Origin of the sequence: Radicibacter daui, from assembly GCA_030657355.1 — a bacterium.
Lineage (GTDB): Bacteria > Pseudomonadota > Alphaproteobacteria > Radicibacterales > Radicibacteraceae > Radicibacter > Radicibacter daui.
On sequence record CP131056.1, the window covers coordinates 1,734,441 to 1,751,269 of the forward strand.

General features: G+C 64.1%; 15 protein-coding genes. 11 read left to right on the forward strand and 4 right to left on the reverse strand.

The genetic code is table 11. The annotated features are described in order from the left end of the window. Positions 1–33 precede the first annotated feature (33 nt). Both QTL98_RS08205 and apbC read right to left on the reverse strand, forming a co-directional pair. Positions 34–720, reverse strand: coding sequence for an aspartyl/asparaginyl beta-hydroxylase domain-containing protein (locus tag QTL98_RS08205; protein WP_445681732.1), 687 nt, complete (start codon positions 718–720; stop codon positions 34–36). 108 nt (positions 721–828) lie between these two features. Continuing rightward, on the reverse strand, positions 829–2,052 hold the full coding sequence (apbC, locus tag QTL98_RS08210; protein ID WP_445681733.1) for an iron-sulfur cluster carrier protein ApbC: 1,224 nt from the start codon (positions 2,050–2,052) through the stop codon (positions 829–831). 273 nt (positions 2,053–2,325) lie between these two features. Between apbC and hflK the strand changes: the two genes are divergently transcribed. The 3 genes from hflK (at position 2,326) to QTL98_RS08225 (ending at position 6,247) form a co-directional block, all read left to right on the forward strand. Next, positions 2,326–3,483: an FtsH protease activity modulator HflK gene (gene hflK, locus QTL98_RS08215; RefSeq protein ID WP_445681734.1), complete on the forward strand. Its 1,158-nt coding sequence runs from the start codon at positions 2,326–2,328 to the stop codon at positions 3,481–3,483. After that, positions 3,480–4,499: a protease modulator HflC gene (gene hflC / locus QTL98_RS08220; protein ID WP_445681735.1), complete on the forward strand. Its 1,020-nt coding sequence runs from the start codon at positions 3,480–3,482 to the stop codon at positions 4,497–4,499. The genes hflK and hflC overlap by 4 nt, the downstream gene beginning before the upstream one ends. A gap of 293 nt (positions 4,500–4,792) precedes the next feature. Continuing rightward, entirely contained in the window at positions 4,793–6,247 is a 1,455-nt protein-coding gene (locus tag QTL98_RS08225; protein WP_510637539.1) for a DegQ family serine endoprotease, read from the forward strand. A gap of 72 nt (positions 6,248–6,319) precedes the next feature. Here the strand turns inward: QTL98_RS08225 and QTL98_RS08230 are convergent, their stop codons facing one another. Beyond that, a complete protein-coding gene (locus tag QTL98_RS08230; RefSeq protein ID WP_445681736.1) occupies positions 6,320–6,928 on the reverse strand; it encodes a TetR/AcrR family transcriptional regulator in 609 nt (202 codons plus the stop codon). Between the two features lie 63 nt (positions 6,929–6,991). Here QTL98_RS08230 and QTL98_RS08235 point away from each other — a divergent pair, with 63 nt between their 5' ends. Beyond that, on the forward strand, positions 6,992–7,735 hold the full coding sequence (locus tag QTL98_RS08235; RefSeq protein WP_445681737.1) for an SDR family oxidoreductase: 744 nt from the start codon (positions 6,992–6,994) through the stop codon (positions 7,733–7,735). 21 nt (positions 7,736–7,756) lie between these two features. On the opposite strand, the gene serB is transcribed toward QTL98_RS08235, so the two are convergent. Then, positions 7,757–8,653: a phosphoserine phosphatase SerB gene (gene serB / locus QTL98_RS08240; RefSeq protein ID WP_445681738.1), complete on the reverse strand. Its 897-nt coding sequence runs from the start codon at positions 8,651–8,653 to the stop codon at positions 7,757–7,759. 157 nt (positions 8,654–8,810) lie between these two features. Here serB and miaA point away from each other — a divergent pair, with 157 nt between their 5' ends. The 7 genes from miaA to pstB all read left to right on the forward strand — a co-directional run bounded on the left by miaA (position 8,811) and on the right by pstB (position 16,826). After that, positions 8,811–9,767 (forward strand): tRNA (adenosine(37)-N6)-dimethylallyltransferase MiaA, encoded by a 957-nt coding sequence (miaA, locus tag QTL98_RS08245; protein ID WP_445681739.1) that lies wholly within the window; start codon positions 8,811–8,813, stop codon positions 9,765–9,767. 258 nt (positions 9,768–10,025) lie between these two features. Then, positions 10,026–11,798 carry an acetolactate synthase 3 large subunit gene (locus QTL98_RS08250; RefSeq protein ID WP_445681740.1) on the forward strand — a complete coding sequence of 591 codons (1,773 nt, stop codon included), beginning with the start codon at positions 10,026–10,028 and terminating at the stop codon, positions 11,796–11,798. Between the two features lie 116 nt (positions 11,799–11,914). Further along, a complete protein-coding gene (gene ilvN / locus QTL98_RS08255) occupies positions 11,915–12,457 on the forward strand; it encodes an acetolactate synthase small subunit (RefSeq protein ID WP_445681741.1) in 543 nt (180 codons plus the stop codon). 425 nt (positions 12,458–12,882) lie between these two features. Further along, on the forward strand, positions 12,883–13,938 hold the full coding sequence (pstS, locus tag QTL98_RS08260) for a phosphate ABC transporter substrate-binding protein PstS (protein WP_445681742.1): 1,056 nt from the start codon (positions 12,883–12,885) through the stop codon (positions 13,936–13,938). Between the two features lie 146 nt (positions 13,939–14,084). After that, positions 14,085–15,110, forward strand: a complete 1,026-nt coding sequence (gene pstC, locus QTL98_RS08265) for a phosphate ABC transporter permease subunit PstC (protein ID WP_445681743.1) — start codon at positions 14,085–14,087, stop codon at positions 15,108–15,110. A 3-nt stretch (positions 15,111–15,113) separates the two neighbouring features. Next, positions 15,114–15,974, forward strand: coding sequence for a phosphate ABC transporter permease PstA (gene pstA, locus QTL98_RS08270; protein WP_445681744.1), 861 nt, complete (start codon positions 15,114–15,116; stop codon positions 15,972–15,974). 45 nt (positions 15,975–16,019) lie between these two features. Further along, positions 16,020–16,826 carry a phosphate ABC transporter ATP-binding protein PstB gene (pstB, locus tag QTL98_RS08275; protein ID WP_445681745.1) on the forward strand — a complete coding sequence of 269 codons (807 nt, stop codon included), beginning with the start codon at positions 16,020–16,022 and terminating at the stop codon, positions 16,824–16,826. Positions 16,827–16,829: the final 3 nt, after the last annotated feature.

Below are 16,829 nucleotides of genomic sequence, written 5' to 3' on the forward strand. Positions count from 1 at the left end.
GGTTCAGTATGCGCCCGGTTCCTCGCGCGGCTTTCAGACTGCCAGCGGGTTGCGGTAGACCGCCTTCTTCATCGGGTAATAGTCGAAGAAGAGATTGACGCGCGGCAGCTTGCCTTCGTGCTTCACCGAATGGGTGACGCTGTTGTTGAAGTCGTAGAGGTGGCCGAGCTTCATATCGAATTTCTTGCCGTTCACCTTGTAGACGACACCGCGCGTGTTGAGGATCGGCAGGTGAAAGCGGTGGGCGATGGCGGCCATGCGCTGGCCGTCGATATGCGGCTCGATCTTGCGGCCGGGCTGCATTTCAACCAGTGCAAGACGGGTGATGACGCCGGTGATGGTGGTGCCGATCAGCTTCATGATCTGGTCGATCACCGGCTCGAGAACGGCGGCGAAATCCTGATATTGCGGGAACTCGTAAACAGGGCCGACATCGGTTTCGGCGACGATCTTCGGCATGACCTCATCCGGGTTGCGGCCGGTTTCCTTGCACCAGCGGGCAACCAGATCCGTGAGGTCGCGCACCTTCCACGGCTCGGCGAAGTGGTGCCATTCGTGACGCAGCGTGATGGCGCGCGTGGTGGAGTGGAACTTCGAGGCCAGCACTTCCTGGCGGAAGGTGTTCTTCTGCCACGCTTCCGGCGGCAGATTGGCCACGAACTCCGCCAGTTCGGTAATGTCGACCTTGCCCATGTCCCGATAGGGAACGCCGATATCCATGGTTTGCCCTGCTCCTTGGGGTTCCTCTTGGTCTCTTTTTAGGCCGGGCGCGGCGGGGCCGCACCGGCCATTATTGTGAAGCGCTTATCATATTGCACTTCATTCTCATCACACCACCACTATCCGTGGCGGCTTGCGATCCGACGAGGTGAGGCGCGCTTCGACATGGCCCCAGACCCGGTTGGCGATGGCCTTGTAGGCGGCGGCGTGATGCCCGTCCGGCTGGCTCGCCACCACCGGCTCGCCGCTGTCGGAGGTCGTGCGGATATCGATATGCAGCGGCACCTCGCCAAGGAAGTCGACGCCGAGCTTGTCCGCTTCCTCATGCGCGCCGCCATGGCCGAAGATTTCAGCGCGGTGGCCGCACTCAGGGCAGCAGTAATAGCTCATGTTCTCGACGATACCGAGCACCGGCACCTCGACCTTGCGGAACATGTTGAGGCCCTTGCGGGCATCCAGCAGGGCAATGTCCTGCGGGGTGGAGACGATGACGGCGCCGGTAATCGGCACCTGCTGGGCAAGGGTGAGCTGCACATCGCCGGTACCCGGCGGCAGGTCGATGACGAGGGCATCCAGCTCGCCCCACTCGCTGTCACGGATGAGCTGCTGCAGCGCGCTCTGGATCATCGGACCGCGCCAGATGGCGGGGCTGTCCTCCGGCACAAAAAAGCCGATCGACATGCATTTGACGCCGTGGGCGACGGGCGGCACGACCTTCTTGTTGTCATTGATGCCCGGCTGGCCGGTGATGCCCATCATACGGGGCAGGGAAGGGCCATAGATATCGGCATCGACCAGGCCGACCTTGAGGCCGCCGGCCGCAAGGGCAAGCGCAAGATTGACAGCGGTGGTCGATTTGCCCACCCCGCCCTTGCCGGAGGCAACCGCGATGACGCTGCGGATGCCCGCAAGGCCCGGACGCCCGCCCGGCAGCGGCACGCGCGCGCCAGCCTGGCCAAGCCCGGTCTGCTGCGGCGCCGGGCGCGGTGCGTGCTGGTGGCCGTGGGAGTGATCGTGGCCGTGAGAATGGTCATGGCCGTGATGGTCATGATTGTGGCCCTGGGCCTGTGCGCCGGCCGCCTTGCGCGCGGTCAGCACGGCAACGACATCGCTCACACCCGGCACTTTGCGCACGGCATTTTCGGCGGCAAGGCGCATCGGTTCCATCGCCGCGCCCATGGCCGGATCGACCTCCAGCGCGAACACCACCTTGCTGCCCTGCAGGTGCAGGCCCTGCACAATGCCGGCGGAAACGATGTCGGTTGCGGCGTCTCCGGGCACGGAGACGGTGCGCAGCGCGGCGACCAACTTTTGCTCGTCCGGATTTGTCATGGTTGAAATCGCCTCGAAAATCCTAATATGCCAACCGTGCCGGCAGGTGGCCGGACGGGACTGTTGCCGGTATATGGTCCGGTGTGCGCGTCCGGTCCAGCCATATGCCCACTTTATGTGTGCCGGGAAGGCCGGGGAGCCGACGAGGCGCAACCGCCGGAAGGAGATGGCGCTGACAAGAGCAGCCGCCGCGCCGGGGGACAACAAGAATCACGCAGAATTTTCTGCCGATAGTGACGCAACTGGAAGCTTGAACAGGAGAAGGACAAGCGCATGCCGTGGAGCAATCAGGGGGGCGGCGGGCCCACAGGTGGAGGCCCGTGGGGCTCTCCTCCCGGGGGCGGTAAAGGTGGCGGCGGGGGCGGTGGCCCCTGGGGCGGCAATGGCCGTGGCCCCAATGGCGGCGGGCAGCGCCCGCCTGATATCGATGCGGCCATCGCGGCGCTTTTCGACCGGCTGAAGCGGATGTTCCCCGGCGGCAGTCCCGGTATGCGCGGCGCGGTGCTGATTGCCATCGTGCTGGTGGGCGGCTGGCTCGCGACCGGCCTTTATCGTGTGCAGGCCGGCAGCCAGGGCGTGGAGTTGGTGTTTGGCCGCTTCACGCAGCTGACGAGCCCGGGCCTCAACTACAACTGGCCGTCGCCGATCGGGAAGACGGTGACCCTGGCGGTCGACCAGATCAACCAGATCGAGATCGGCTTCCGGGCCGAGCGTGGCGCGCAGGCCGATGTGCCTGACGAAAGCCTGATGCTGACCGGTGACGAGAATATTCTCGATCTCGATTTCTCGGTCTTCTGGCGCGTCGACGATGCCTACAAGTTCCTGTTCCGCATCCGCGACCCGGAAGCGACGGTGAAGCGCGTGGCGGAATCCGCCATGCGCGAGATCATCGGCCGCACGGACATCCAGCCGGCGCTCAACGAAGCGCGCGGCCGCATCCAGTCCGACACGCGCGAGCTGATGCAGCAGATCCTCGACCAGTATGAAAGCGGCATCCGCATCACCGAGGTGCAGTTGCAGAAGGTCGATCCGCCGGCACCGGTGGTCGATGCCTTCCTTGACGTGCAGCGCGCCGCGGCTGACCGCGAACGCCTGCGCAACGAGGCCGAGGCCTATCGCAACCAGATCATCCCGGGTGCGCGTGGCCAGTCCGAGAAGATGCGCCAGGAAGCTGAAGCCTATCGCGAGCAGGTGACCAGCACGGCAACCGGTGAGGCGGCCCGCTTCCTCTCGGTCTATGACAGCTGGCGCCGGGCCAAGGATGTGACCACGGAGCGTCTTTATCTGGAGACGATGGAAGACGTGCTGAAGAATTCCAACAAGGTGCTGGTGGATGAAGGCGCAGCGGGCGGTGTCGTGCCCTATCTGCCGCTCGACAAGCTCGGCACCGGCGCGGCTCCGGCCGCCGGCCAGAAGGGAGGCGACAAGTGAACCCCAAGCTCGTTGCCGCCGGCATCGTTGCCGCCGCCGCCGTGATCGGCGTCGGCTCCAGCCTCTTCGTGGTCGATGAAAGCCATCAGGCCATCGTCACCCAGTTCGGCAATCCGGTCAGCGTCATCCAGGATCCGGGCGCGCACTTCAAGCTGCCCTTCATCCAGGACGTCGTCTACATGGAGCGCCGCGTGCTCGACCTCGACCCGCAGGTGGAGCAGGTGATCCTGGCCGACCAGCGCCGTCTTCAGGTCGATGCCTTTGCGCGGTACCGCATTGCCGACCCGCTCGCCTTCTACAAGTCGGTGGGCGGCGGCAGCGACTTCCGCACCATGGAGACAATCCTGCAGCGGCGCCTGGTGCCGCAGCTGGAAGCCGCTCTCCGTTCGGTGCTGGGCAATGTCAATCTCGTGCAGCTGCTCTCGGCCAAGCGAACCGAGGTCATGGAGCAGATCCGTCATGAGATGACGACCCAGGGTGTGGCCTTCGGCATCGAAGTGGTGGATGTGCGCATCCGCCGGGCCGACCTGCCGGACCAGACCAGTCAGGCCATCTATGCCCGCATGCAGTCCGAGCGTCAGCGCGAGGCGGCAGAAAACCGGGCACAGGGCCAGGAAGCAGCCCAGCAGATCCGCTCGCGCGCCGAGCGTGACCGCACGGTGCTGCTGGCTGAAGCCCAGCGGGATGCCGATATCCTGCGCGGCGAGGGTGACCGGGAAGCAACCCGCATTCTGGCCGAGGCGCATGACAAGGCGCCGGAATTCTATGCCTTCTACCGCTCGCTGCAGGCTTACCGCACAGCGATGGCGGACCAGAAGACAACGCTGGTGCTGTCACCAAAAAGCCAGTTTTTCCGGTATTTTGAACAGCTGGACCCTGTGTTGAGCGGACCGTCTGATCCGGCGGACAGCCCGCCGGTGGCCGGTTTGCCCACGCCGGGCGAGCTTCCGGTCCCGACGGACGCGCCGATCCCGCCGGATCGGGGCGAGAGCATCACTCCGGTGCCGGCCCAGTAATCCGGGCTGCATCAATCGGGCTGCAACCTGGGGGCTCCGCCGGACCTTTGGCTTCTAGAGCCAGAGGATACCGGCGGAGCCCCCTTGGTGTCCGGGTTCGCCCGAAACGGGAAGGGCGTCTGTCTGCTTGCGGCGGCTTGCCTTCGCTTCGCGGATAGTGCCTTCTGTCGCACGAGCCGGCGGCCCTGCCGTCCGGCCCAATTACGGGAACGCTTCGTGAGATGAGAGACCAGGTCATGCAAACATCGCTCCCCCGTTCCCGCCCGCAAGTCCGGCGGCACGCGGTGGCCGCCGTGGCAGCGCAGCCCGTGCCGAACTGGCTGGCAGCGGCCCTGGCGCTGGCCATGCTGACGCTTGTCGCGCTGATGGCGCCGGGCGTCCGGGCCCAGCCGGCAGGGGCGCCGGTCAGCTTTGCCGATCTGGCCGAGAAGCTGCTGCCCGCGGTGGTCAATATCTCTTCAAGCCAGGTGCTGAACCCGGAAGATCGCGGCCCCGATATGCCGCAGTTCCCGCCGGGCTCCCCGTTTGAGGAGTTCTTCAAGGATTACATGGACAAGAACGCCCCGGCGCGCCCGCAACGGGCCACCTCGCTGGGGTCGGGCTTCGTCATCGACCCGTCGGGCCTCATCGTCACCAACAACCATGTGATCGATGGCGCCGACGAGATCACCGTCATCCTGCAGGATGACACCAACCTGAAGGCCGAGCTGGTCGGCAAGGATGACCGCACCGATCTTGCGCTGCTGCGTGTCAAGCCCAGCAAGCCGCTGCCTTCGGTCAAGTTTGGCGACAGCGATGCCACCCGCATCGGCGACTGGGTGCTGGCCATCGGCAATCCGTTCGGCCTTGGCGGTACGGTGACGAGCGGCATTCTTTCCGCCCGTTCCCGCAGCATCAACAATGAGGCGCTGGTCGACTTCCTGCAGACGGATGCCGCCATCAACCGCGGCAATTCCGGTGGCCCGCTCTTCAACCTCAAGGGCGAAGTGATCGGCATCAACACCGCGATCTTCTCTCCCTCCGGCGGTTCGGTCGGTATCGGCTTCTCGGTGCCGTCCAACATTGCGTCGGTGGTGGTCGAGCAGCTCAAGGATTATGGCCGCACCCGTCGCGGCTGGCTGGGTGTGCGCATTCAGGACGTGACGCCGGAAATCGCCGAAAGCCTGAAGCTGGATAGCCCGCGCGGCGCCCTGATTGCCGATGTAACGGCAGGCGGCCCGGCGGAGGAAGCCGGCCTCAAGGCGGGTGACGTGGTACTCAGCTTCGACGGCAAGCCGGTGCCGGAGATGAAGCGCCTGCCGCGTCTCGTTGCCGAGACGCAGATCGGCCGGACCGCGGATCTGGAATACTGGCGCGACGGCAAGTCCAACAAGGTCAAGGTCAAGGTCGGCGATCTTGAAGAGGCCATGAAGACCGGTCTGGTGGCCGGCGGCGAGAGCGATGATGGCGGCCAGGTGCGCCTTGCCGGCATGACGCTCGCCCCGCTCAGCGATGACCTCAAGGACAAGTACGAGGTTCCCGACGGCACCGAGGGTGTGGTCGTGACCGACGTCGATGCCAAGAGCGACGCCTTTGAAAAGGGCGTGCGGGCCGGCGACATTGTGCGCGAGGTGAAGAACGAGAAGGTCGCCACCCCGCAGGATGTGTCCAAGCTGTTTGCCCAGGCCAAGGAGGAGGGGCGCAAGTCCGTGCTCGTCCTGATCAGCCGCCAGGGCGACATGCGCTTCGTGCCGCTGGCGGTGGAATAATCCCGCGCCAGGGACCGGAATGAAGAAAGGGCCGCCGGATCACTCCGGCGGCCCTTTTGTCTTTCAGTCCGATTAGAGGATCTGCGAGCGGATCGCCTTGATGAGCTCCGAGGCGAAGGCAGCATCCAGTGGCTCATGGCCGGCGAGCAGCCGGTACCAGAGCGCACCCAGTACAAGGTCCAGTGTCATCTCCAGGTCGGCCTGCGGCACCGGGCGCGGGGTTGCTGTGCGGATGATCTCCGCCAGCATCTTGCGCCGGGGTTTGATGAAGCGGTCGCGAAAGTGCTGGCGGAAGACCTCGTCCAGCTGCGCATCCGCCATCATGCCCTGCAGCAGGGCGCGGGCATCGCCGCCAGCTGCAGCAACAATGGCCCTCATATAGGTGCCAAGCTCCATCAGGCAGCCTTCCGGCGCCATGAAGCGGCTTTCGGACTCCATTACCAGCGCTTCGGCCACTATTTCACCGCGCGAGCGGTAGCGGCGGTAGATGCTGGTCTTGGCGACGCCGGCCGTTGCCGCCACCCGCTCGATGGAAACACGCGCATAACCCTCGCTACGGGCGATCTCCAGCGCGGCGGCAAAGATGCGTGCATCCAGATCGCTGTCGCGGGGGCGTCCGGCAGGGCGCGAGGTTTCCTTTTCCGCGGCGGGCAAAATGGCGGGGGTCTTGACGTCGGTCATTGTTTTTCCTAAATACGATACGGTACGTAGCGTATCTAAATATTCCCGGTGAGGCAATTCATCATGAGCGAGCAAGCACGCTTCGTCATTATCGGAGGCACGTCGGGTGTGGGGCTGGCCACAGCGGCGGCGGCCTGTGGACGGGGCAGCCGAGTGGTGATCGCCGGCCGCGACCCGCAAAAGCTGGCAACGGCGCTGGACCAGTTGCAGGCACATGCCGTGGAGGCCGATGCTGTTAGCGGAGAGGCTGTCGATGCCGGTGATCCGGTGGCTCTGGCCGGCTTCATGGCGAGGGTTGGCCCGTTCGACCATCTCATCCTCGCCGCTTCCGGCGGCAAGGGGGCGGGGCCCTTTGCCGAGATTGCGGAAGCCGATCTGCGAAAGGGCTTCGATGCCAAGTTCTGGGTACACTGGCACGCTGCCCGGGCCGCGTTGCCTTATCTGGCTGAGCGCGGATCCATTACCTTCGTGACTGCCGCTTCCGCCCGTATGGCGGCGCCCGGAACCTCCGGCCTTGCCGCCATCAATGCCGCCATCGCCGGCATGGTGCCGGTGCTGGCCCGCGAACTGGCGCCAAGACGCGTCAACACGATCTCGCCGGGCGTGATCGACACCGCCTGGTGGGATCAGCAGGCGCCTGCCATGAAGGAGGCGATCTTCGCCGGCGCCAGCGCCGGGGCGCCGGTCGGGCGTGTCGGGCAGGCGGGGGAAGTGGCAGAAGCCATTCTGGCTTTGGCGCTCAACGGCTTCATCACCGGCGCCCTGCTCGATATCGATGGCGGATTGCGGTTGGGAGCGCCGGCCTGAGGCCGGCACTCCACCATTTCCTCAAGCGGTGACGAATTCGTCCCGGTGGTAACCCTGCGCATAGAGCAGGCCGGTGAGATCGGCATGGTCAAGCCGGTGGTTGGCAGAGGTCGCCACTGTCGGCTTGGCATGAAACGCAATGCCAAGCCCGGCCGCCATCAGCATCGGCAGATCATTGGCGCCGTCACCCACCGTCAGTGTCAGACGGTTTTCGATCCCCAGACGGGCCACTTCATGATTGAGCGTCTCGAGCTTGGTATTCTTGTCGAGGATCGGCTCCACCACCCCGCCGGTCAGGCGCCGGCCTTCGATGATGAAATCATTGGCCCGGTCCTCATGGAAGCCGCAGCGCGCGGCAACGCGGCTGGTAAAGAACTTGAAACCGCCGGAAACCAGCACGCAGTGGGCACCGTTCTGGCGCATGGTACGCACCAGCACCTCGGCGCCGCCGGTCAGTTCTACATCCTGATAGGCTTCTTCCAGCGCTGACACCGGCAGACCTTCCAGCATCGCCACGCGCTCGCGCAGGGCATCATGGAAGTCGATCTCGCCATTCATCGCGCGGGCAGTGATGGCGGCCACCTTGTCCTTGAGGCCGCAGAAGGCCGCCAGCTCGTCCAGTGTCTCGCTGGTAACGATGGTGCTGTCCATGTCAGCCAGCAGCAGCTTCTTGCGCCGGCCCTCGATCTTCTGGGCGATAACGTCTACCGGCATGCCGGCGAGCGCCTGCCGTGCCGGCCCGATGACCGCTTCCGGCACCGGCCCGACATAGGGCAGGTCCACCACACGGCCTTCCTCCAGCCAGTCCGGCAGGCCGAAATCCGCGCCGCAAGTCGCAAGGCTCATGCGCGCGGCATCGAGATGCGCCTGGGTCAGCAGTTCGGGTTCGGCGGCAATCAGGGTGAGGCAGGAGGGCATGGGCCGTTCTCCGGCGGTTGCAGTGGGTGGGGCGGCGACCTTACTAGGGACGCAGGCGGCGGGCAAAGGGTTGCCAAGCCCTTGCCGCGAATGGCTGCCATCCGCTTTCCGAGAATAGCGCTTGGCAGCCCGCCCGGCGCACGGAATAACGGGCCTCATGACGGATCTTTTGCCCACCGCCACCATTCTCGTGATCGCAGGCCCGACGGCGAGCGGCAAGTCCGCGGCTGCGCTGGAACTGGCTACCGCGCTGAACGGCACCATCATCAATGCCGATGCGCTGCAGGTTTATGACGGTATCCCGGTGTTGAGTGCGGCGCCGACGGCCGGCGAAATGGCGGCTGTGCCGCACCGGCTTTATGGCGCCCTGCCGCCGGAAGAGGCCTGTTCGGCCGGCCGCTGGCGCGCCCTTGCCATCGAGGCCATCTCGGCGGTGCTGGCCGAGGGAAGGGTACCGATGCTGGTTGGCGGCACCGGCCTTTATCTGCGCGCGCTCATTGAAGGCATCGTCGAGATACCGCCGGTGCCGGCCGAGGTGCGCACCGGGGCCGAGGGGCTTCTGGCCGGGCTCGGCGGGGCAGCCTTTCGCCAGCGGCTGGGAGAACTGGACCCCGAAGCCGCCGGGCGTCTGCATGACAATGACCGCCAGCGCCTGATCCGGGCGTTCGAGATTGTCACGGCAACTGGCCGCACGCAGGGTGACTGGCAGCGCGAGATGCACCAGCGCCCGCCAGGGGGCTGGTGTTTCGATATCGGATTGCTGCTGCCGGAGCGCGACTGGCTCTATGAGCGCTGCGACCGCCGCTTTGGCGCCATGCTTGCCGCGGGGGCGGAAGAAGAGGTGAGGGCGCTGCTGGAACGCGGGCTCGATCCCGACCTGCCGGCCATGAAGGCGGTGGGCGTTCCGGAACTGGCGGCGTATCTGCGAGGAGAGGCCAGCCGGCAGGAGGCTGCGGCCCGTGCGCAGCAGGCCACCCGAAATTATGCAAAACGGCAGCTTACCTGGCTGCGCAACCAGATGAAGCCGGGGCCAGGTCGCCGCATCTTCTGTGCGCAGGATGCTGCCAGCCTCAGCGCCACCTTCCGCCGCCTGGCGACGGGAAACGGTGCCTGACATAGGCGGGGCTGGTTTTTGATCAAGAGGTGGTGTTGAAATTTAATGACAAAAAATTATCTTCATTCTTTGCGATTGTTTGCAATTTGGGTTGACCCGTTCCCGGGACCGAACTAGGTTCGCCAATGCAGCCCCTGTCCGTCAGGGGCTGTGCCATTTGTGCCGGGCAGAAGCCCGGAAAACTGGCACTTTCCCAACCCTTACGGAGAAATCCGGGGGCCCCTGGCAGGGGTCCGACCGTTCTTTTGAGGAAACATGATGACCGATAGTCGCCAAACTGGAGCTGAGATACTGATTCGTGCCCTGCGGGAGCAGGGTGTCGAAGTCGTATTCGGATATCCGGGCGGTGCGGTCCTTCCCATCTATGACGCGCTCTACAAGCAGAACGAGCTTCGCCACGTTCTCGTGCGTCAGGAAGGTGGCGCGGTACATTCCGCGGAAGGATATGCACGCTCGTCCGGTAAGGTCGGCGTCGTCCTCGTTACCTCCGGGCCGGGTGCCACCAATGCGGTGACCGGCCTGACCGATGCGCTGCTCGACAGCATTCCCATCATCTGCCTGACCGGCCAGGTGCCGACCCATCTCATCGGCAACGACGCTTTCCAGGAAGCTGATACCACCGGCATTACCCGTCCCTGCACCAAGCATAATTATCTGGTGAAATCGCCGGATGATGTGGCGCGTGTGGTGCACGAGGCCTTCCTGGTGGCAACCACCGGCCGCCCCGGCCCGGTGGTGATCGACCTGCCGAAGGACGTCCTGCAGCTGGAAGGCACCTACACCTCCAAGGAAGGCGTACAGCTCAAGAGCTATCGCCCGCAGGTGCAGGGTGACCGCGAGCGTATCCGCCAGGCGGTCGCCATGATGGCAGCGGCGAAGAAGCCGATCCTTTATACCGGCGGCGGCGTGGTCAATGCCGGTCCGCGCGCCTCCGAACTGTTGCGCGAGCTGGTGGCGGAGACGGGCTTCCCCATCACTTCCACGCTGATGGGCCTTGGCTGTTATCCGGCGAGCGGCAAGAACTGGCTGGGCATGCTGGGCATGCATGGCACCTACGAAGCCAACCTCGCCATGCATGGCTCGGACGTCATGATCAATATCGGCGCGCGGTTCGATGACCGCGTGACCGGGCGCATCTCCGGCTTTGCGCCGGGCGCGCGCAAGATCCATGTCGATATCGACCCGTCCTCCATCAACAAGAATGTCCGCGTGGACCTGCCGATCGTCGGCGATGCCGCCAGCGTGCTGGAAGACATGCTGACCATCTGGCGTGAGGAAGGCTACGGCAAGAAGGCCGACCGTGAGGCACTGGCCAGCTGGTGGAAGCAGATTGACGAATGGCGGGGCGTCAATTGCCTGCGCTATCGCAAGTCCGACACCATCATCAAGCCGCAATACGCGCTGGAGCGTCTGGCCCATCACATCAAGCCCTATGGCGATGATGTCTACATCTCCACCGAGGTGGGGCAGCACCAGATGTGGGCGGCGCAGTTCCTGCCCTTCAACCAGCCCAATCGCTGGATGACCTCCGGCGGGCTTGGCACCATGGGCTATGGCCTGCCTGCCGCCATCGGCGCGCAGATGGCCAACCCGGGCAAGCTGTGCATCGATGTGGCCGGCGAAGCCTCCATCCTCATGAACATCCAGGAAATGACGACGGCCACCCAGTACCGCCTGCCGGTCAAGGTGTTCTGCCTCAACAACCAGTGGATGGGCATGGTGCGCCAGTGGCAGGAGCTGCTGCATGGCGAGCGTTACTCGGAAAGCTATTCCGAGGCACTGCCGGACTTCGTCAAGCTGGCGGAGGCCTATGGCTGGGTTGGCCTGCGTGCTGACAGCCCGTCCGATCTCGACGGCCTCATCGAGGAAATGATCAAGACCGACCGTCCGGTATTTGCCGACGTCCGGGTCGATCAGAAGGAAAACTGCTTCCCGATGATCCCCTCGGGCCGCGCGCACAATGAAATGCTGCTCGGGCCGGAAGATCAGGTCGAGAACCCGATCACGGAAGAAGGCATGGTCCTCGTCTGAGGCCTTCTTTTCTCTGCATGCTTCAAGCCCGGGATGCCGCCCGCTGACGGTGCGGCATCCTGCGGCGGGCCTTCCGGCCTTTCCCCGCCTCCCGCTTCAAGAGAGCGACGACAAAAATGATCCAGCCGCCCTCAGTCTATGAGTTCCAGCACAACGAAGAGCGCATCAACCGCCACACCATCAGTGTGCTGGTCGATAACGAACCGGGCGTTCTTGCCCGTGTCATCGGCCTCTTCTCCGGCCGCGGGTACAATATCGAGAGCCTCACCGTGAGTGAGGTCGACCATGCCGAGCATCTCTCGCGCATAACCATCGTCACCAGCGGTACGGCGATGATCGTCGAACAGATCAAGGCGCAACTGGACCGCCTGGTTCCGGTGCACAAGGTGCGCGACCTGACGCTGGAAGCCGTGCATATCGAGCGTGAACTGGCGCTCATCAAGATCGTCTCCACCGGCGAGCGCCGGGTCGAGGCGCTGCGCATGGCCGATATCTTCAAGGCCCGCGTGGTGGATGCGACGCTGGAGAGCTTCGTCTTCGAATTCACCGGCACCAGTGCCGAGCAGGATGACTTTGCCAGCCTGATGCGGCCGCTCGGGCTGGTGGAGATTGTCCGTACCGGCGTGGTTGCCATCGGTCGCGGCACCGCGACTCTTTGACACCAAATCGGCCGGTTGCCGCATGACAGACACCCCGGCGGGTCTCCCGCCGGGGTGTTTTTGCATTCATGCATATCCGGTAGCGCCGGACATCCACAAAAATGACGGCGCGCCCTGAGCGCATTACGTGCGCCATTGCAAAGCTGTTCAATTGTAAGGGCGCTTGTAACATTCCCCGGAATCAGGTGGTTGCGGCCAATTCGCAGATTCTGGTCGCCTACGCTCGCAGGCCGGAGCCAGCCTTTGTGACAGTGCGATTTGATAAACTTGTCATGTCGCTGTCACGTAACTGCAATAGACCGGGTGGTAGTTGGAGCGGGCAACGCGGGGACGCCCTTCGCTTCGGAGGGAGCCTTAAAGAGCTTTTTTCGAAGAAGGCCGTTGCTGAGCCAGAAAAGTCTCACGACTAACGCAAAGAGGAAGAAATGCGCTCTCTCTCCAGCCTCGTTCGCACCGCCGCCGCCGGCGTTGCCTTCGCTGCGATGTCCGTGTCCGCGGCGCACGCCGACACCATCACCGGCGCCGGTTCCACCTTCATCTACCCGGTTCTCTCCCAGTGGGCCCAGGGTTACTCGAAGGCCACCGGTACCGACGTGAACTACCAGGCCATCGGCTCCGGCGGCGGTCTCAAGCAGCTCGATGCCAAGACGGTGACCTTCGCGGCTTCCGACAAGCCGCTGTCGGGCGACGACCTGAAGAGCAAGGGTTACGTGCAGTGGCCGATGGTTGCTGGCGCGATCGTTCCGGTCGTGAATGTTACCGGCATCGCCGCCGGCGACATCACCCTCAATGGTGACGTGCTGGCCAAGATCTTCATGAAGAAGATCACCAAGTGGAACGACCCGGCGATCCTCGCGCTGAACCCGAACCTCAAGATCGGCGATCAGGCCATCACCGTCGTGCATCGCTCCGACGGATCGGGCACCACCTTCAACTTCACCGACTACCTGTCCAAGGTCAGCCCGGAGTGGAAGTCTGAAGTCGGTTCCTCCACCGAAGTGAAGTGGCCGATCGGTATCGGTGGCAAGGGCAACGCTGGCGTCGCCCAGTACGTCCAGACCGTTCCGGGTTCCATCGGTTACGTCGAGTATGCCTACGCCACCCAGAACAAGCTGGCCTACACCAAGCTTGTGAACGCCAACGGCAAGACCGTCGAGCCGACTGGCGAGACCTTCAAGGCCGCTGCTGAAGGCGCTGACTACGGCAGCGTCCCGGGTTACGGCCTCATCATGACCAATCAGCCGGGCGACAAGAGCTGGCCGATCATGGCGACCACCTTCGTGCTGACCTATGCCCAGCCGCAGGACAAGGCTGCCACCAGCTCTGCCCTGAAGTTCTTCGACTGGGTCTTCAAGAACGGTGAAGCCGACGCCACCAAGCTCGACTACCTGTCGATGCCGGAAAGCGTTGCTGCCCTGATCGAAAAGACCTGGGCCACCGAGATCAAGGACAGCGGCGCCGCAGTCTGGCCGGCAATGTAATGTCCTCCGGTTTTCCGGATGTGAGTTAAGTCGTTGATGCGGTGCCCGGTCCGCCGGGCACCGCATTATTCTGTTCTGAAGCCGGGAAGGCGTGTAGTTTCGCGCCGGCGCCGGCGGACGGCCTCTGCCAAGAGCGGATTGAACGCATGGACGCCACAACCTTCAAGCGCCCACCGACGGAGGACGCCATCATAGGCACTTCGCTTCCAAGCTCTGCCGTGGTTGAAAGCTCGCCCGCTGTTACGCTCAAGCGGGGAGCCAGCCTGCCGGACAAACTGTTTATCGGCGGCTCGCGCATCCTCGGCGCAGCGTTGATTGCCCTGCTGTTCGGCATCATGGCCGTTCTGGTGTTCGAAAGCTGGCCCTCCCTCAAGGAGTTCGGCTTCGGCTTCATCACCTCCAGCGAGTGGGATCCTGTCGAAGAGCATTTCGGTGCGTTCCCGGCGATTGTCGGTACGCTGGTAAGTTCGGTTATCGCCCTGATCGTGGCCGTGCCGGTTTCCTTCGGCATCGCCGTTTTCGTCAACGAGATCGTGCCGCCACGCGTGGGCGTGGTGATTGCCCGCCTTATCGAACTGATGGCCGGCATCCCCAGCATCATCTACGGCATGTGGGGCCTGCTGGTGTTCGCCCCCTTCATGGCAGCGCATGTCCAGCCGGTGGTGATCGAGGCCTTTGACGGCGTGCCGATCCTCGGCACCCTCTTTGGCCCGCCGCCCATCGGCATCGGCATGATGACGGCCGGCCTTATCCTTTCCTTCATGGTGCTGCCGCTTATCACCGCCGTCATGCGCGATGTGTTCAGCGCCGTGCCAACCGTGGTGCGCGAAGCGGCCTACGGCCTTGGCGCGACGCGCTGGGAGGTGGTCCGGCTGGTGCTCGTGCCCTACACCAAGGTAGGCTTGATCGGCGGCGTCATCCTCGGCTTCGGTCGTGCGCTGGGCGAGACGATGGCCGTCACCTTCGTGATCGGTAACGCGCACGAGCTTTACGCCTCGCTCTTCATGCCCGGCACGTCCATCTCCGCCACCATCGCCAACGAGTTCAGCGAGGCGACCGGCGAGATGTATTCCTCCGCGCTCATGGAGCTCGGCCTGATCCTCTTCGCCATCACCGTCGTGGTGCTGGTGATCTCCCGCCTGCTTATGGGCGGCATGCGCAAGAAGGGCTGAGCGATGCAGATTTCGATCAACATCTCCGCCGGTCCGAGCATTAGCGCCCGCCGGATCAAGGACTGGGTGTTCAGCGCCCTGTGTTTTCTGGCGGCGGTTTTCGGCATCGGTGTTCTGGCACTGATCCTTTACTGCCTGCTCAAACTCGGGTTGCCGGGCCTTTCCCTGTCGCTTTTCACCGAAAGCACGCCGCCCCCGAGCGTCGAAGGCGGCGGTCTTGCCAATGCCATTGTCGGTACGCTCATCATCACCGGCATAGCCATGGCGATTGCCGCGCCCGTCGGCATCCTGATCGCCACGATGCTGGTGGAGTTCCCCGGCAAGGGCAAACTGGCGGCGCTGGTGCGCTTCTTCAACGACGTGCTGCTGTCGGCGCCGTCGATCCTCGTCGGCCTCTTTACCTATGCCTTCATGGTGCGAACGCTCGGCCACTTCTCCGGTCTCGCCGGGTCGGTGGCACTGGCGTTCATCGCCATCCCGATGGTGGTGCGTACGGCCGAAGGCGTGCTGGCACTGCTGCCGGTGCAGGTGCGCGAGGCTGCCGTTGCCCTTGGCATTCCGCGATGGAAGGTGACGGTGCTCATCATCTGGCGCGCGGCGGCCGGCGGCATCGTGACGGCTATCCTGCTGGCCACGGCGCGCATTACCGGTGAAACGGCACCGCTGCTCTTCACCGCGCTTTCCAACAACTTCTTCACCGGCAACCCGATGCAGCCGATGGCGAACCTGCCGGTAGTGATGTTCAATTATGCGCTCAGCCCCTACGAGAACTGGCAAAATCTCGCCTGGGCCGGTGCCATCCTCATCACCGTTTCCATCCTGGGCCTCAGTGTGGTCGCGCGCATCTTCTTCCGCACGCGCTGACCGGATCGACTTCTCCGCCGAGACCTCTTTTCAAGGAAAACCGACATGGCGAACTCTTCGCATGCCGCCAAGCAGGATCACAAGGCAGAGGCCGCGCCGCACAAGGCTGCCGTGCTGGAACTCAAGAAACTCTGCTTCTTCTACGGCACCCAGCAGTCGCTCTTCGACGTGAATCTTACCTTCCATCGCGGCCAGGTGACGGCCCTGATGGGGCCGTCGGGCTGCGGCAAGTCCACGCTGATCCGCTCCATCAACCGCATCTATGAGCTCTACCCGAACCAGCGGGCTGCGGGCGAGGTGCTGTTCCATGGCGCCAACGTGCTGGAGCCGGGCATCGATGTGAACGATCTTCGCCTGAAGATCGGCATGGTGTTCCAGAAGCCGACCCCGTTCCCGATGACGATCTTCGAGAACGTCGCTTTCGGTCTCAAGCGTCACTACAAGATGACGCCTGCGGAGATCGAGGAGCGTGTGGAATGGGCGCTCACCAAGTCCGCGCTCTGGAGCGAGGTGAAGGACAAGCTGCACAAGGCCGGTACCGCCCTTTCCGGTGGCCAGCAGCAGCGCCTCTGCATCGCGCGCACTGTGGCCCTCAAGCCCGAAGTGCTGCTGCTTGACGAGCCGACTTCGGCACTCGACCCGCTCTCGACCGTGAAGATCGAGGAACTGGTGCGCGAGTTGCGGCAGGACTTCACCATCATCCTGGTGTCGCACAACGTGAACCAGGCCCGCCGCATCTCCGATGAGACGGTGTTCATGGAAGCCGGCCGGGTGGTCGAGGTGCGCAAGACCAGCGAACTCTTCGGTTCGCCCAAGGATCAGCGCACCAAGATCTTCATCGAAAGCTTCTGAACC